The organism is Micromonospora sp. NPDC048894 (genome assembly GCF_040649765.1).
Classification (GTDB): domain Bacteria; phylum Actinomycetota; class Actinomycetes; order Mycobacteriales; family Micromonosporaceae; genus Micromonospora; species Micromonospora antibiotica.
Window position 1 is genome coordinate 579942 of the sequence record NZ_JBEZFY010000002.1, and the last position, 16208, is coordinate 596149.

The 16208-nt window shown below is 73.3% G+C and carries 12 protein-coding genes; 6 read left to right on the forward strand and 6 right to left on the reverse strand.

Features of this window, described 5'->3' with window-relative positions:
* A complete protein-coding gene (glgX, locus tag AB0C22_RS06485) occupies positions 1-2121 on the reverse strand; it encodes a glycogen debranching protein GlgX (RefSeq protein ID WP_357533833.1) in 2121 nt (706 codons plus the stop codon).
* A gap of 325 nt (positions 2122-2446) precedes the next feature.
* On the opposite strand from glgX, the gene AB0C22_RS06490 reads away from it, so the two are divergent.
* The gene (locus tag AB0C22_RS06490; RefSeq protein WP_357533836.1) at positions 2447-3853 is read left to right on the forward strand and encodes a glycosyltransferase family 4 protein; all 1407 of its coding nucleotides are present in this window, start codon (positions 2447-2449) and stop codon (positions 3851-3853) included.
* A gap of 85 nt (positions 3854-3938) precedes the next feature.
* Here the strand turns inward: AB0C22_RS06490 and AB0C22_RS06495 are convergent, their stop codons facing one another.
* From AB0C22_RS06495 to AB0C22_RS06510, 4 genes are all read right to left on the reverse strand, one after another.
* Positions 3939-5222 carry a citrate synthase gene (locus AB0C22_RS06495; RefSeq protein ID WP_219461036.1) on the reverse strand — a complete coding sequence of 428 codons (1284 nt, stop codon included), beginning with the start codon at positions 5220-5222 and terminating at the stop codon, positions 3939-3941.
* Between the two features lie 224 nt (positions 5223-5446).
* Positions 5447-7495, reverse strand: a complete 2049-nt coding sequence (locus AB0C22_RS06500) for a sulfatase-like hydrolase/transferase (RefSeq protein WP_357533838.1) — start codon at positions 7493-7495, stop codon at positions 5447-5449.
* Positions 7488-8909 (reverse strand): methyltransferase, encoded by a 1422-nt coding sequence (locus AB0C22_RS06505; RefSeq protein ID WP_219461010.1) that lies wholly within the window; start codon positions 8907-8909, stop codon positions 7488-7490. The genes AB0C22_RS06500 and AB0C22_RS06505 overlap by 8 nt, the downstream gene beginning before the upstream one ends.
* 15 nt (positions 8910-8924) lie before the next feature.
* Positions 8925-9215 carry a hypothetical protein gene (locus tag AB0C22_RS06510; RefSeq protein WP_219470885.1) on the reverse strand — a complete coding sequence of 97 codons (291 nt, stop codon included), beginning with the start codon at positions 9213-9215 and terminating at the stop codon, positions 8925-8927.
* A gap of 184 nt (positions 9216-9399) precedes the next feature.
* Between AB0C22_RS06510 and AB0C22_RS06515 the strand changes: the two genes are divergently transcribed.
* Complete coding sequence (locus tag AB0C22_RS06515; RefSeq protein ID WP_219461008.1) at positions 9400-9798, forward strand: VOC family protein; 399 nt, start codon at positions 9400-9402, stop codon at positions 9796-9798.
* A gap of 1119 nt (positions 9799-10917) precedes the next feature.
* On the opposite strand, the gene AB0C22_RS06520 is transcribed toward AB0C22_RS06515, so the two are convergent.
* Entirely contained in the window at positions 10918-11583 is a 666-nt protein-coding gene (locus tag AB0C22_RS06520; protein ID WP_357534037.1) for a helix-turn-helix domain-containing protein, read from the reverse strand.
* 220 nt (positions 11584-11803) lie between these two features.
* On the opposite strand from AB0C22_RS06520, the gene AB0C22_RS06525 reads away from it, so the two are divergent.
* From AB0C22_RS06525 to AB0C22_RS06540, 4 genes are read left to right on the forward strand one after another with little or no spacing between them, the layout of a single operon-like run.
* Positions 11804-12814 (forward strand): asparaginase, encoded by a 1011-nt coding sequence (locus AB0C22_RS06525; RefSeq protein ID WP_219461002.1) that lies wholly within the window; start codon positions 11804-11806, stop codon positions 12812-12814.
* Entirely contained in the window at positions 12811-13842 is a 1032-nt protein-coding gene (locus AB0C22_RS06530; RefSeq protein WP_357533841.1) for an alcohol dehydrogenase catalytic domain-containing protein, read from the forward strand. The genes AB0C22_RS06525 and AB0C22_RS06530 overlap by 4 nt, the downstream gene beginning before the upstream one ends.
* A complete protein-coding gene (locus AB0C22_RS06535) occupies positions 13839-15275 on the forward strand; it encodes an MmgE/PrpD family protein (RefSeq protein WP_357533843.1) in 1437 nt (478 codons plus the stop codon). The genes AB0C22_RS06530 and AB0C22_RS06535 overlap by 4 nt, the downstream gene beginning before the upstream one ends.
* Positions 15269-16207, forward strand: coding sequence for a polysaccharide deacetylase family protein (locus AB0C22_RS06540; protein ID WP_357533844.1), 939 nt, complete (start codon positions 15269-15271; stop codon positions 16205-16207). Before AB0C22_RS06535 ends, AB0C22_RS06540 begins: the two co-directional genes overlap by 7 nt.
* Position 16208 lies beyond the last annotated feature (1 nt).

The following is a 16208-nucleotide window of genomic DNA, read 5'->3' on the forward strand; positions in this document are numbered from 1 at the left end:
TCAGACCGTCCTCTCCAGGACCACCAGGGAACGGTCCGGCACGCAGACCGCGCCGCCCGCCTCGACCACCGTCGGCTTCTCCGGATCCGGTTCCGCGGTGCTGATCACCAACTCCCAGCGCTGCCCGAACTCCGCACCGGGCAGGGTGAAGTCCAGCGGCGCGTCGTGGGCGTTGAAGCAGAGCAGGAACGAGGAGTCCCGGTGCCGCTGGCCGTACTGGCCGCGCTCGGGGATGCCGTCGCCGTTGACGAACAGGGCCACCGACCGGCCGAAGTCGTTGCCCCAGTCCTCACCGGTCATCTCCCGGCCGTCGGGGGTGTACCAGGCCAGGTCCGGCAGCCCCGCCTCGGCGTTGCGGCCACCCACCGGCAGGCCGGTGAAGAACCGGCGGCGACGGAACACCTGGTGCCGGTTGCGGAAGTCGGTGAGCCGCCGGACGAAGGCCAGCAGGTCGTCGTCGGCGCGCTCCCAGTCCACCCAGGCCAGCTCGCTGTCCTGGCAGTAGGCGTTGTTGTTGCCGTGCTGGGTACGGCCCAGCTCGTCGCCGTGGCCGAGCATCGGCACGCCCTGGGAGAGCATCAGGGTGGCGAGGAAGTTGCGGCGCTGCCGGGCCCGCAGTGCGGTGATGCCGGCGTCGTCGGTCTCCCCCTCGACGCCGCAGTTCCAGGACCGGTTGTGGCCCTCGCCGTCGCGGTTTTCCTCACCGTTGGCCTCGTTGTGCTTGTCGTTGTACGACACCAGGTCGTTGAGGGTGAACCCGTCGTGGCAGGTGACGAAGTTGATGCTGTGGAAGGGGCGGCGGCCGTCGTCCTGGTAGAGGTCGGCCGAGCCGGAGATGCGGGAGGCGAACTCGGCCAGGGTGGCCGGCTCGCCGCGCCAGAAGTCGCGGACCGTGTCGCGGTACTTGCCGTTCCACTCCGTCCACAGTGGCGGGAAGTTGCCGACCTGGTAGCCGCCGGGGCCGACGTCCCACGGCTCGGCGATCAGCTTCACCTGGCTGACCACCGGGTCCTGCTGCACCACCTCGAAGAACGTGGACAGCCGGTCGACTTCGTAGAACTCGCGGGCCAGGGTGGCGGCGAGGTCGAAGCGGAACCCGTCGACGTGCATCTCGGTCACCCAGTAGCGCAGCGAATCCATGATCAGCTGGAGGGAGTGCGGGCTGCGCACGTTGAGGCTGTTGCCGGTGCCGGTGTAGTCGACGAAGTACCGGCGGTCCTCTTCGGACAACCGGTAGTAGCTGGGGGCGTCGACGCCCTTGAAGCTCAACGTCGGGCCCAGGTGGTTGCCCTCGGCGGTGTGGTTGTAGACCACGTCGAGGATGACCTCGATGCCGGCGGCGTGCAGCGCCTTGACCATGCCCCGGAACTCCTGCACCTGCTGGCCGAGGCGGCCCAGCGCGGAGTAGCCGTGGTGCGGGGCGAAGAAGCCGATGCTGTTGTAACCCCAGTAGTTGCGCATGCCGAGGTCGGCCAGCCGGTGGTCGTGCACGAACTCGTGCACCGGCATCAGCTCGATGGCGGTCACCCCGAGCTGCCGGAAGTAGTCGATCATCACCGGGGAGGCGATCGCCGCGTAGGTGCCGCGCAGCTCCTCCGGGATGCCGGGGTGACGCATGGTGAGCCCGCGCACGTGTGCCTCGTAGATCACCGAGTGGTGGTAGGGGATGCGCGGCGGCCGGTCGTTGCCCCAGTCGAAGTACGGGTTCACCACCACCGACTTGGGCATGAACGGGGCCGAGTCGGTCTGCGACATCCGGTCCGGGTCACCGCCCAGCTCGTAGTCGTAGACCGCCGGGTCCCAGCTGACCTCCCCGTCGACCGCCTTGGCGTACGGGTCGAGCAGCAGCTTGTGCGGGTTGCACCGGACACCGTTGGCGGGGTCGTACGGGCCGTGGACCCGGTAGCCGTACCGCTGGCCCGGCTCGATCCCGGGGATGTACGCGTGCCAGACGTACGCGTCGACCTCACGCAGCTCGACCCGGCGCTCCGCGCCGGTGTCCCACTCGTCGAACAGGCACAACTCGATCTTCTCGGCGACCTCCGAGAAGATCGCGAAGTTGGTGCCCATCCCGTCGTAGGTGGCGCCCAGGGGATAACGCTCACCCGGCCAGACCTGCATGTCGCTCCTTCGGCCCATGATCATGAGCACACCTACCGAGTCGGGGACCGGCCGATGCGCACGCCACTGATGCCCCGTGGCCGGGTCGGCCAATCCACCCGTTCGGACGGCACCCGATTTCCACCCGTCCGAGGGATCACCCACCGTCAGGTGTCGTCCGTCACGATAGGCCCTTTCGAGATGCGCCGAGCCGCCCGATGCCCTTTGCTAGACGCGACGCGCCCGCGCGGGCACGTCGCCACTCGGCCCTCGGCCACCCCCACCACCGCCCCCTCCCGCCGTCACCGCTGCCGGCGTGATCGCGTGCGCATGGACGGAGATTGATGTGACCACCCTGCGGGTCAGCGACCAGCTCGCGACCGCTGTGGACCGGACCCGCCGGCCCACCCCCACCTTCCGGCCCCAGCTCCCCCAGCAGGGCGGCGGCTCCGGCGTGCCCCCGCGCACCCGGCGCATTCTGATGCTCTCCTGGGAGTATCCGCCGGTGCTGGTGGGCGGGCTCGGCCGGCACGTGCACGCCCTGTCGGTGGCCCTGGCCGCCGCCGGGCACGAGGTCACCGTCGTCACCCGGCACACCGAGGGCGCGGCGCTGGAGGAGTACGCCGACGGCGTGCGGATCGTCCGGGCCGCCGAGGACCCGGTCACCTTCCCGCTGGCCACCGACTCGCTGCTGGCCTGGACGATGGCGTTCAACCACACCCTGACCCGGGCCGCCCTGCGGGCCACCGAGTCCGGCGCGTACGACGTGATCCACGCCCACGACTGGCTGGTCGCGCACACCGCCATGACGTTGCGCGCCCACCTGGACGTGCCGCTGGTGACCACCATCCACGCCACCGAGGCCGGCCGGCACCAGGGCTGGCTGCCGGGAGAGATGAACCGGACCATCCACGGCGTCGAGCAGTGGCTGGCCGCCGAGTCGGGTCGGGTCATCGTCTGCTCCCGGTACATGCGCGACGAGGTGGGCGCGCTGTTCGACGTGCCGACCGCCCGGGTCGACGTGGTCCCCAACGGGGTCGAGCCGCACCGGTGGAAGGTGCCGACCTCGGCGGTCACCGCGGCCCGCGCCCGGTTCGCCGGGGACGGGCCGCTGGTCACCTTCGCCGGCCGGCTGGTCTACGAGAAGGGCGTCCAGCACCTCCTCGCCGGCCTGCCCCGGCTGCGCGAGCGGCACCCCGGCCTGCGCGCGGTGATCGTCGGCGACGGGCCGTACAAGGCGGAGCTGGAGGCCGAGGTGCGCCGGCTCGGGTTGGGCGGCACGGTCGCCATGCCCGGTTTCCTCGGCGGCACCGACCTGCCGGCCGTGATGGCCGCCTCGGACTGTTTCGCGGTGCCCAGCATCTACGAGCCGTTCGGGATGGTCGCCCTGGAGGGCGCGGCGGCCGGCGCACCGCTCGCGGTCGCCGAGACCGGCGGGCTGGCCGAGATCGTCGAGCCGGGGGTGACCGGGATGACCTTCGCCCCGGAGGACCCGGCCGACCTCACCGAGGCCGTGCACGCGCTGCTGTCGGACCGGGAACGCGCCCGGGTGCTCGCCCGCCGGGCCCGCGCCATGGTCCACGAGCAGTACGGCTGGTCGGCGATCGCCGCCCGCACCGCGACAGCGTACGCCTCGGCGATCGCCGGGGACGCCGCGTTCACCGCGCAGCGGGCCGAGCAGCGGATGGCCACCGGCCGGGTCACCGCCCCGATCCCGGCGGGCAACCTGCTCGTCGCCGCCGGCCTGCGCTGATCCACCGGGCCCCGACGCCCGGTCTCCCGTACGCGAGAAGGCCGCCGACCCCCAGCGGGGTCGGCGGCCTTCGTCGTGACCGGGGTCAGCGCTGCGAGATCGCGGTGAACTCCCGCTCGGGCGCACCCGTGTAGACCTGCCGGGGCCGGCCGATCTTGGTCTCCGGGTCGCTGATCATCTCGCGCCACTGGGCGATCCAGCCGGGCAGCCGGCCCAGCGCGAACAGCACCGTGAACATCTTGGTCGGGAAGCCCATCGCCTTGTAGATCAACCCGGTGTAGAAGTCCACGTTCGGGTAGAGCCGGCGGGACACGAAGAAGTCGTCGGCGAGCGCGATCTCCTCCAGCTGCATCGCGATGTCCAGCAGCGGGTCCGGCTTGGCCATCCGGCCGAGCACGTCCTGGGCGGCCTTCTTGACGATGGCGGCCCGGGGGTCGTAGTTCTTGTAGACCCGGTGCCCGAAGCCCATCAGCTTGACGCCGTCCTGCTTGTCCTTGACCTTGCGGACGAAGGACGCGACGTCACCGCCGTCGGCCTCGATCTTCTCCAGCATCTCCAGCACGGCCTGGTTCGCCCCGCCGTGCAGCGGACCGAACAGGGCGTTCACCCCGGCCGAGACCGAGGCGAAGAGGTTGGCGTTGCTGGAGCCGACCAGCCGGACGGTGGAGGTCGAGCAGTTCTGCTCGTGGTCGGCGTGCAGGACGAACAGCATGTCCAACACCCGCGCCACCACCGGGTCGACCTCGTACGGCTCGGCGGGAACGCCGAAGTTCATCCGCAGGAAGTTCTCCACGTAACCCAGGGAGTTGTCCGGGTACAGCAGCGGCTGACCGATGGACTTCTTGTAGGCGTACGAGGCGATGGTGGGGACCTTCGCCATCAGCCGGACCGTGGACATCTCCACGTGCTCGGAGTCGAACGGGTCCAGGCTGTCCTGGTAGAAGGTGGAGATGGCGCTGACCGCCGAGGACAGCACGGCCATCGGGTGGGCGTCCCGGGGGAAGCCGTCGAAGAACCGGCGCATCTCCTCGTGCAGCAGGGAGTGCCGCCGGATCCGCTCGCTGAATTCGCCCAGCTGCTGCTGGGTCGGCAGCTCACCGTAGATGAGCAGGTAGGAGACCTCCAGGAAGGAGGACTTCTCGGCCAGCTGATCGATCGGGTAGCCGCGGTACCGCAGGATGCCCGCGTCACCGTCGATGTAGGTGATCGCGGAAGAACAGGATGCGGTGTTCACGAAACCGGGGTCGTATGTTGTCATCCCGGTTTCCTTGAGCAACTTACTGACCCCGATGCCCGCAGGGCCCTCGACCGCGCCCTGCACCGGCATCGAAAGCTGCCCACCGGGGTGGTCGAGCTTGACTTCCGTCATGTGGTTCCTCGCTTCGCCGGCGAATCTTCGTTGAATTGCCTTCGCTTTTACCGTAATCGCGGTCGCGGGGATACCGCCCCCCGTGGTTCTGCGGTGAGGTATGCGTCACCCGATTCCCGACCCAGCGGCGCGGAAACCCCGCCGGGCCCGGGGGTACGGCCGGAGCCGGACACCGGTGACGGGACGCAGAAAAGCGGCGAAATGCCAGGAAATTGCACTACAGCTTAGGAGAGGGTCAATCGACGCAGATCGCCGCCGCTGCCCACCCGGTAGATGTCCAACCGGTTCGCCCCGGCCCGGAACAGCCGGTCGTCGGGGAGGAACGCGGCGAACCGGCGACCCCCCCGGTCCGGGGGCACCACCGGGACGACCGCGCCGATGCGGCCGTTGACGGCCACCGCGAGCAGCGTGCCGTCGGGCACCTGCCTGGGCACGGTCCCCCACACCAGGGCCGGCAGCTCCCCCGCCCCCGCATCGACGTGGTCGAACGCGCCCAGGTGCGCCACCGAGGCGGTACCACCCGACGGCTTCTCCCCCACCGTCGTGCCGACCAGCGGATGCGGGACGGGCGGCGCGGGACGGGCCGGCACCCCGCCGGGAAGGGCCACCCGCTCACCGGGCTGGTCGTAGAAGAACTTCTCGGCACGCTCCCGGGGCGGCTGCTGCGCAGACCGGCCGTCGAGCCGCCACGGGACCCGGACGTGCACCTCGTCGGCGATGGTGGGCAGCAGGTCCACGTGCTCCCAGTTGCGGTCGTCGACCCGACCGGCATGCTGACCGGGCTCCTTGACGAACAGCGGCACCCAGGCCACCTCGCCGGGCGCGTGCGTGATGGCCCCCATCCCCCGCCCCTGCCAGTCCGGGGCGAAACTCACCCCGTGGTCGGCGGTGAGCACGACCAGCGACCTGTCGTACAGGCTGGAGGCGCGCAGGGTGCGCAGCGTCTCGCCGACCAGCCGGTCGGTGTACCGCAACTGGGCCAGGTGCCGGGCCCGGGCCAGTTCCGCCCAACCCGCGCCGTCGTTGGGCAGGTCGTCCGGTGCGTCGTAACGCGCTCCGGACGGCAGGTACACCCACGGGGCGTGCGGCATCAGCAGGTGCAGGAAGTGCAGGGTCGGCCGGTCGGACGGGCGCAGCCCGGCCAGGAAAGCGGTGAACCGGGCCGGCTGGTTGTCGTTCAGGCTGTCCCAACGGAACTTCGGGTCGGCCGGGACCGGTTCGGCGGCGTCCAGGCCCACCTCGGCGGCGGTCTGCTCCCGGTACGACTCCTGCGGGTCGACCCGGCTGTCCACCGGGGCGGCGATGCGGCCCAGCAGCGCCCCGCTCTCCCGGACCAGCACGCCGAGCCCCTGTTCGGGGGCGACCGGCTGGTCACAGCGGCTGGGCGGGCAGAGCCGGGTGATGCTCTCCTGGGCCCGGATGTCGTACAGGCCGCCGAGGGCGGTGAACAGGTTGTCCGGGTACTGCGAGTAGTGCGGGGCGGCCGGGGTCGACGGGTAGCGGCCGGTCAACATCGCCGGCAACGCGTACGGCGTCCACCCGCTGACGCCGGTGGCGTTGCGGTACCAGGTGGAGCCGCCGGCCAGCTCGGCGAAGTTCGGGTAGCGGGCCGCGTCGATCCGTCCGTCCGGACCGAGCAGCGACACCAGCGGCAACTCGTCCAGGACGATCATGACGACCGGCGGGTGCGAGCCCGGGCCGGCGACCCCGGCGGCACCCTCGTGCGCGCCGGGCAGCACCACCGCCGAGGCGGGCGATGCGAACAGGAACAACCCGACGAAGACGACCGGTCCGACGGCGGCCACCCGCAACACCCGGCCGGGCAGCGACCAGCGCCGGTGTGCCACCGCCCCGGCTGCCCCGGCCAGCACCGCCACCACCACCAGCGGTACGCCCCGCAGCGCCGTCACCTGCCGGCCCACCTGCACGGCCAGCCCGGCCAGCAGCAGCCCGACGAGCACCGTGTGGGCACCGGCCCGGACCCGGGCCCCGGCCAGCCGGGTCGCCGCCCCGAGCAGTACCACGGCGAGGCCGGGCACCACCGCGACCAACGCCACCAGCGCGAGCACGTCCCCGCTGCCGGCCCGGTGGAACAGGAAGAAGTCGGGGCTGCGCCCGAGCACGTCGAGCAACGGCTGGGTGACCACCAGGCCGACCAGGGCGACCAGCTCCGCCGCCCGGCGCAGCTCGACCCGGCGGGTGGACGGCGCGCTCCGCTCATCCGGCGCGGGCGGCGCGACGGGCTCGGTCCGGGTGAGGGTCGGCTCAGTCACCCACCACCACCTGGTAGAGCGTCCGGGTGCCGGAGGGCAGTTCGCACCGACGCTCGATCCGGCAGTGGGCGGTCAGCAGCCGGGTGAACTCGTCGCGCCGGTAGTCGGGGAAGATCCCGGCCGGCTTGTTCGCCAGCAGCCGCCGCGCCATCGGGTCCTGCGGATCGACGAACTCCACCACCAGCCGACCACCGGGTCGGACGTACCCGACCAGCTGGTCGACCACCTCGGGAAGCGGCACGTTGTGGCCGATCGCCAGGTGGTGCACGACGGCGAGGGCGAGCACCACGTCGGCGTGGGCCCGGGCGGCGAACCCGGCCCGTTCCACGCCCCGCCAGCCGCCGCCGGGTGACGGGTCGGCCAGGTCCATCACCAACGGCAGGATCCGCCGGTCACCCTCGGCACGCAGCGCCCGGTAGAGGGCGTCGACCACGGCCGGGTCCTGCTCGACGGCGACCACCTGGGCGGCGTGCCGGGCGGCGATCCGGGCGTACCGGCCGTCGTTGGCGCCCAGGTCGAGCGCCAGCCGGGGGGTGCCGCCCGCCGCCACCGCCGCCTCGACGAAGCTCTCCTTGGCCGCCCGGTCCGCCGTGGTGTAGCCGCAGGTGCGCGGGTAGTCGACCCAGTGGCTGCCGGCCACCCGACGGTCCAGCCGACTGACCAGCCGCGTCAACCGTCGTACGGTGGCCAGGGCCAGCTGGCGGGAGTAGCCCGCGTCGCGCAGCTGGGCGGCGACGGCGTTGCTGCTGGCGTCGGCGTTGCGGGCCTGCATCGCGCCGTGCAGGTGCACGTGCGTGGGCACCCCGGGCAGCAGCCGGCGCACGCCCCGGAACAACGGTCGGAGCTGGTCGGGGGTGATGCCGTCGACCCGGGCCCGCAGCCAGGGCTGGAAGTCCACCCCGAGATGGGCCTGAAGCAGCAGCGGATAGAGCAGGGTCTGGCAGAACTGCCGGTAGCCGGCCCACGGCTCGCCCTCGGTCAGCGGCGCGAACGAGCCGATGTCGATGAAGACCGGGGTGGCCCCCCGCCACTGGAGGTTGTAGGCCGAGCCGTCCTTGACGGTGAACCCCGCCTCCAGCGCCCGACGCAGGATCTCCAGGTGCAGCAGGGCGGCGTCGCGCAACATGCCGAACGACCACTCGTACGGATGCGAGACGAACGGGATGCGCTCGTGCCGCAGCACCGTGGTCCACCCGGTGTCCGGCAGCGTCGCCGGGTCCACCGCCGAGGTGGCGCAGACCTTGCCCTCGGCGAGCAGCGCGGCGAAGAACCCGCTGGCCGCAAGGGCCTGCCAGTCGGCGGTGCCCTGCGGGCCGAGCCCGCGCAGCACCTGTTCGCCCAGGTGGAAGACCCGATTGGCGGGGTCGCGGAAGGAGCCGGGTTCGGCCCGGATCCCGAGGTCGGCGGTGGTCATCCGTGCGCCGGCCCGTCAGTTGCCGGCGGGCTGTCGCGGTTGCCGGTCGGTCCGGGTGGCCTCGGCCGGTACGGAGGGGTGCCGCCCGGTCGCGACCGGTTGCCGCCCGGTCGCGGTGGCCTCGGCCTGCCCGGCGGGTTGGCCGGGTGGGCGGGCCTCGACGGGTTCGGTGGGGTGGCGCCGGAAGCGGGCCGCCACCCGCCGCCAGTAGAGCTTGGCGGCGACCGCTGCGCCCGCTGTTCCGCCGACCACCGCCTGCACGATCAGACTGCCGGATCCCGCGTCCAGGTAGGCCAGGTGCATCATCGGCCGCTCCCTTCCCTCGCCGTCATGGACCGCCGACAGGCACGCCGTTACGAGGCATTTGAACCTGAAAGGCGGGTTTCTCCCCTGACACCGTACGTCGTCCGGTCCCCGCGCGAGGGGCACATGGTTTCCTCGGTCCGTTCCGTTCAAGACCCCGGGTCGGGCACCGACCTAGCCTGAACCCATGACGCCCCGCTTCGACCTCATCGGCACCGCGGTCAACGACATGGCCCGCACCCTGGACTTCTACCGCCGGCTCGGGCTCGACATCCCCGCCGACGCCGACCACGAGGACCACGTCGAGGTCGCCCTGCCGGGTGGGCTGCGGCTGGCCTGGGACACCGTGACGCTGCTGCGCGGCTTCCACCCCGACTGGACGCCACCCAGCGGCAGCCCGCGCGCCAGCCTCGCCTTCCGCTGCGCCGACCCGGCCGAGGTGGACCGGTACTGGACCGCGCTGACCGACGCGGGCTTCCACGGCGAGGTCGCCCCCTGGGACGCCTTCTGGGGCCAGCGGTACGCCGTCCTGCACGACCCGGACGGCAACGGTGTCGACCTCTTCGCCCCGCTCGACCCGAGCTGACCACGGCGGCCACGGATTTGCCGGCATTCCCACCTGCTGCCGGCGGGACGGCGTGGTAACCGAGACCGAGAAGACCCGGCTCACGCCACCACTGCCCGCGCCACCGCCCCACGGGGCCACAGCCACGCGCGGCCACCGCCTGCCCCGCCACAGCCCGCGCACCACCACAGCCCGCGCGACCACCACAGCCCGCACCACCACAGCCCGCGCGGCCACTCCCCCGCACCACCACAGCCCGCGCCCGCGCGCCACACTGCCCGGGATGCCACCCGGACGCAGGATCCTGCCGGGAGCGGGACCAGGCGTGGTGCTATTCGGGTCCTTTCGAGCTGATGACGTCAACGATTCACTCGACCAGCCCGCCCACCGACTTCGCCGCTGCCGGGCCGGTTCGGGCAGGCGGAGCGGGGAGAACGAGGACAGAACCGGCCCGCCACCCTCTCATCCCCGAGCCGACATCGTCGGTCGGTGGCGTCATCAGCCCTCCCCTCCGACGCCGACCGGCGGGCGTGGAAGGTCCTGGAGAAACTGGCGAGGGCTCCGGACGACCAGGGCGGAAGCAGGGTGGTGACCGACGAGGACTCCGGACGACCGGGGCGGAAGCAGGGTGGTGACCGACGAGGACTCCGGACGACCGGGGCGGAGGCAGGGTGGTGAGTCGTTTGGGTCATCAGCTCGAAAGGGCCCGGACAGCACATGGTCAGCCGGGCTGTCCGACGACCGGGCGACGGCCCGGGTAATGGCCCGGGCGACGGCCCGGCGCTCAGTGCGCCGGCCGGAGCACCGGAATCGTCTCGATCAGCCCGACGATGCCCGCCGTGGCCCGGCGTCCGCTGGCGGCCCTTCCGCAACGGACTTCCGGGCCATCGCCCGGCCACGCTTGCCCAGCACCCGGCCCACGGCGACCACGACGTGACTGACGACCGACTGCCCCGTCCGTCGTCGCGCCGATGTCGACGGAGCCGCCCACGGCTGCCAAGGCACCCGATGACGGGCAGCCCCGAGTAACGGCAACGGGCACTACCGGGCAACGGACAGCGACAGGCAACACCCTGGCAACGGGCACTACCGGGCAACGGACAGCGCGGGTCAAGGGGCACCACTGCCGACGGGGCGGGGTCACCGGGCGAGCAGGGTGGTCGGCGGGACTCCGGCCAGGTCCCGGGCGTCGCGGGTGAAGTGGGCCTGGTCGGCGTAGCCGGCACGGGCAGCCACCTCGGCCAGGCCGACCCCGCGACCTGCCAGGGTGAGGGCGCGGCGCAGCCGCAGGATGCGGGCGAGGGTCTTCGGGCCGTACCCGAAGAGGGCCTGGCTGCGTCGGTGCAGGGCGCGCGGGCCGAGGCCGACCTCGGCGGCGGTCGCGGTGACCGTGGCGCCGGCGGCGAGCAGGGCGGCCACCCGGGGGCCCAGCGGGTCCGCGCCGCCCACCCGGGCGAGCCGGTCGGCCGCCACCGTGGCCAGATCGGCGGCGGTGGGCGACGCGCCGAGTTGGTCGGCGAGCCGGAGGGCGGTCCGCCCCCAGAGGGCGTCGAGGGGCACCCGACGGTCGCGCAACTCGTCGGCGGGGACGCCGAAGACGGCCGGGCCCAGCCCGGGCGGTAGCCGGACACCACGCCACCGCTCCCCCTGCCGGGACAGGCTCAGGTAGGCCGTGCGGTCCGGCCCGGCGACCAGCAGGCCCGCCCGGCTCGACCAGAGCAGATCCAGGCAGCCATCGGGCAGCACCCGCGTCGGCGCGGCGTCCGGTCGACTCTCGCTCGCCCAGAGCACCGCGCCGACGATCATCTCGGCAGGCCGTTCCCGGTACACGGACCCAGCCTGCCACGCCACCGGCCGGGGACCGCGCCACGCCACCGGCCACCGGCCCGAACCGGACGACGACGGACACCGAAACAGGCCGGACATCGGGCCGTCACCTGGCAGATCGCCATCGCATAACTTCCTCGCTTCCGCGTTCCCGCAGCTCTTGTGCAGGGCGAACGTTTGTGCAACTGTCATCACCCAGTTGAGCAATCGTTTGCGCAAGGGGGTGTGGCTGGTGCGGATCGCGGTTCTGGCAACCGGTGGGACGATCGCGTCGCGGTGGGACCCCGACGAGGGCCTGGCCGTGACCGACTCCGTCACGGACCTGCTGAAGAACGTCACCGTCCCGGCCGGCGTGGAAATCCACGGCTTCGACCTGTCCTGCCGGCCGAGCTTCGCGCTCTCCCTGGACGACATGCTCGGCACCGTCCGGGCCGTCCGGGCCAAGCTCGCCGACGGGTTCTCCGGCGTCGTCGTCACCCACGGCACCGACACGCTGGAGGAAGCCGCCTACCTGACCGGGCAGCTCACCGGCCCCGACGCCCGCGTCGTGCTGACCGGCGCGCAACGCAGCGCCGACGAGCCCGACTCCGACGCCGGACGCAACCTCGCCGACGCGATCCGGATCGTCGCCGCCCCGCAGCCGGTCGGCGCGGCGACGGTCATGGGCGGGGTCGCCTACGCCGCGGTGGAGAGCCGCAAGGTGCACACCTCGGCGGTGTCGGCGTTCTCCGGCGGAACGGCCGGGGTGCTGGCCCTGGTCGACCCGGACGGCGTGCTCCGCGTCTCCACCGCCGCCCGGGGCAGCCACTACGCCGACCGACCGGTCCCCACCGCACTTCCCCGGGTGGACCTGGTCAAGCTCGTCGCCGGTGTGGACGGCACCCACCTGAACGCGTCGCTGCGCGCCGGTGCCGCCGGCATCGTGGTCGAGGCGTTCGGCGCGGGCAACGCCCCACCCGCGGTCGCCGAGGCCGTCGCGGAGGCCGGCCGACGCGGCGTACCCGTGGTCATCACCAGCCGGACCGGGGCGGGCCGGGTCCGCCCGGTCTACGCCGGCGGCGGGGCGACCCTCGCCCGCGCCGGCGCGCTCTTCGCCGGTGACCTCACCGGCACCCAGGCCCGGGTGGCGTTGGCCCTCGCCCTGGCCGTCGAAGAACCCGGCGCCGTGCCGGCAGCCCTGCGCACCATGGTGGAAGGACGTCACGCGTGAAGACCGAAGCAGTGACCATGAACGGGTACGGCGGCCCCGAGACGCTCACCCTCACCGAGGTCGACCTGCCCGAACCCGGCCCCGACGAGGTCCTGCTGCGGGTGCTCGCGGTCGCCGTCAACCACCTCGACGCCGACCTGCGCAGCGGGGTGTCCCGGATGCCGCTGCGGCTGCCACACGTGCTCGGCCGGGAGGTCGTCGGCGTGGTGGAACGGCTCGGCTCCCGGGTCACCGACCGGGCCCCGGGCGACCGCGTGCTGGTGCTGCCCAACACGCCCTGCGGGACCTGTCCCCGTTGCCTGGGCGGCCGGGCCAACCTCTGCCCGAACGCCGACATGCCCGGCATCACCAGGTGGGGCGGCTACGCCCGGCACGCGGTGGCCCCGGCGCGCGGCCTGCTCGACATCGGCGACCTCGACCCGGTGGTCGCCGCCTCCACCCCGATCTCCTTCGGCACCGCCTGGCGCACCCTGTACTCCATCGGCCGACTCGCGCCCGGCGAGTGGGTCCTCGCCCCGGGTGCCGCCGGTGGGCTCGGGCACGCGGTGGTGCAGCTCGCCAAGCTCGGCGGCGCGCGGGTGGTCGGCCTGATCGGCGACCCGGCGAAGGCCGACTTCGTCTCCTCCCTCGGCGCCGACGCGGTGCTGAGCACCCGCGATCCCGACTGGGCCACCGAGGCCCGGAAGATCACCGGGGGTGCGGGCTTCGACGTGATCGTCGAACACATCGGCGGCGACGTCTTCGAGGCCGCGCTGGGCACCCTCGCCCCCACCGGCCGACTGATCGTCGGCGGCGGCCACGCCGGGGAGCACCCGCACCTCGACCTCATCGAGACCTTCCGCAACGAGTACGAGCTGCGCGGGTCGCGCAGCCAGCGCCCCGACGAGATCGCCCGGGTGCTGGGCCTGGTCGCGGCGGGACAACTCACCCCCCGGGTCGACGCGGTCCTCCCGCTGGCCGACGCCGGCCGGGCCCACCAGGCGCTCGCCGACCGGCGGGTGCTCGGCAAGCAGGTGATCACACCGTGACCGACCACCGGCGGGGGGATGCCCGCGGCGACGTGCTGGCCACGCTCGTCGCCGGTGCCGTCGAGGCCGCCGACACGCTGCTGGCCACCGGCGCTGGACAGGTGCTGGTCCGGCAGGTGGCAGCCCGGCTGACCGCCAACGCCGTCGCGGCCCGGGGGCACCTGCCCGCCGGGCTCGACACCCCCGGCGACCCGCACGGCCGGTGCACCCTGCTGGCCGCCCCGGGCGGGACGGACGAGCCGGCGCGGGCGGCGGCGGTGACGGCGACGGCGATCACCGTCAGCCAGTGCGACGAGGGCCTGCGCGAATCCCGGGGGCACCCCGGGCTGCACGCGTACGCCGCCGCGCTGGCCGCCACCGAAGCCGACGGCCGCAGCCTGCGGGTGTTCCTGCGGGCGCTGGCGGTCGGCTGGGAGGTGGGCGCCCGGCTCGGTCTGCTCCTCGGCGCACCCCGCCCCGGGGTGCACCCGCACGGCGGGTGGGGCACCGGCGCGGCGGCGGCCGCCGCCGGGATCGTCACCGGTCAGGACACCGCCGGGGTCACCGACACGGTGAACCTGGCGCTGACCGTGGCGCTGGCCGGGCCCGAAGCCGACACCCGGCGGGGACACGCCGCCCACTACCTGCTGCCCGCCCTCGGCACTGCCAACGGGCTGACCGTCGCCCGGCTCGCCGACGCCGGGTTCCCGGCCACCGGTCCGGCGCTGCCGCACCTCGCCCGGACCGTCCACCACGGCGGAACCGACCGGCCCGTGGACGGTGCGCTGGGATCCCGACCGCTGCTGCCGGAGGCCTACTTCAAACCGGTGGGGGTCTGCGCGCACACCCTGACCGGGTGGACGGTGGCCCGCGCGATGGCCCGGGACCTGACGGCCGACGAGGTGGCGACGGTGACCGTGGACACCTACGCGGGCGCGGCCCTGCTTGCCGAGCGTCGTCCGGTCGGCCGGCTGGCACGCCAGTTCAGCATCCCGTGGGTGGTCGCCTGCGGGCTGGTCGGCACCGACCCGGGTGCCCCGGACGGGCCGGCGGACGACCGGCGGGCCCGCGCGGCCCGGCTCGCCGAGCGGGTGACCGTACGCCACGACCCCGGGCTGGACCAGGGATATCCGGCGGGCCGGCCGGCGGTGGTGGAGGTGACCACCCGCAGCGGGGCCCGGCTGACCGGGCGGGCCCGGTTCCACCACGGCGACCGGGAGGACCCGATGACGGCCGACGAGCTGGCCGCCGTGGACGCCGCGCTGCTGCGTACGCCGGGCGTGCCGGCGGGGGCGGCCGAGCTGCTGCACGGGCTGACCCGGGCCCCCGGGGCGACCCGACTGCGAGACCTCACCGCGCTGGTGCGCGGTGGGGCACCGAATCCGAACGGCGGCCCGCCGCCGGTTCCCGCTGGGCCCGGCCCATCCGGCAGAAAGGACATGACGTCATGGTGATCAGAGTCGAACCCGGCACCGAGCGGGACTTCATCGGCTACGGCGCGGACCTGCCCCGCGTCGAGTGGCCCGGTGGTGCCCGGGTGGCGGTGAGCCTGTGCCTCAACTACGAGGAGGGCGCCGAGCACAGCCTCCTCGACGGCGACAGCGTCAACGAGTGGGTCGGCGAGATCTCGTACACGCCGACCAGCGCCGAGCACCGTGACCTGTCCCAGGAGTCGGTCTACGAGTACGGCAGCCGGGCCGGGGCGTGGCGGTTGCTGCGGCTGTTCGACCGCACGCAGACCCCGGTGACCGTCTACGGCTGCGCCGAGGCGCTGGCCCGTAACCGGCCGCTGACCAAGGCGTTCGTCGACGCCGGGCACGAGATCTGCTCGCACGGCCTGCGCTGGCGGGAGCCGTCGGGGATGACCGAGGACGAGGAACGCGCGGAGATCCGGCAGGCGGTGGCGACGATCACCGAGCTGTGCGGGGAACGCCCGGTCGGCTGGTACTCCCGCTACGCCCCGTCGGACCGGACCCGACGGCTGCTGGTCGAGGAGGGTGGCTTCCGCTACGACTCCAACGCCTACAACGACGACCTGCCGTACTGGGTGCAGGTGGCCGACCAGCGGCACCTGGTGGTGCCGTACACCCACACCTACAACGACGGCCGGTTCGCCTTCAGCCCCGGCTACGGCAACCCGACGGACTTCTTCGAGAACTGCCGGCGGGGCATCGAGTACCTGTGGGAGGAGGGCGAGACCTCCCCCAAGATGATCTCGATCGGGCTGCACGCCCGGCTGATCGGCCAGGCCGGGCGGGCCTCCGCGCTGCGTGACCTGATCGCCTGGGCGCAGGACCTGCCCGGCGTCTGGTTCGCCAGGCGGCGCGACATCGCCGACTGGTGGCACCACAACTACTCCGACCTGCCGGCCCACGGAGGGCAGTGAC

Excerpts from the sequence above, each read along its gene's own strand:
- glgX (WP_357533833.1), bottom strand. The coding sequence starts at position 2,121 with ATGCAGGTCTGGCCGGGTGAGCGTTATCCCCTGGGCGCCACCTACGAC.
- AB0C22_RS06495 (WP_219461036.1), bottom strand. The coding sequence starts at position 5,222 with ATGACGGAAGTCAAGCTCGACCACCCCGGTGGGCAGCTTTCGATGCCG.
- AB0C22_RS06505 (WP_219461010.1), bottom strand. The coding sequence starts at position 8,909 with ATGACCACCGCCGACCTCGGGATCCGGGCCGAACCCGGCTCCTTCCGC.
- AB0C22_RS06510 (WP_219470885.1), bottom strand. The coding sequence starts at position 9,215 with ATGATGCACCTGGCCTACCTGGACGCGGGATCCGGCAGTCTGATCGTG.
- AB0C22_RS06515 (WP_219461008.1), top strand. The coding sequence starts at position 9,400 with ATGACGCCCCGCTTCGACCTCATCGGCACCGCGGTCAACGACATGGCC.
- AB0C22_RS06520 (WP_357534037.1), bottom strand. The coding sequence starts at position 11,583 with ATGATCGTCGGCGCGGTGCTCTGGGCGAGCGAGAGTCGACCGGACGCC.
- AB0C22_RS06540 (WP_357533844.1), top strand. The coding sequence starts at position 15,269 with ATGGTGATCAGAGTCGAACCCGGCACCGAGCGGGACTTCATCGGCTAC.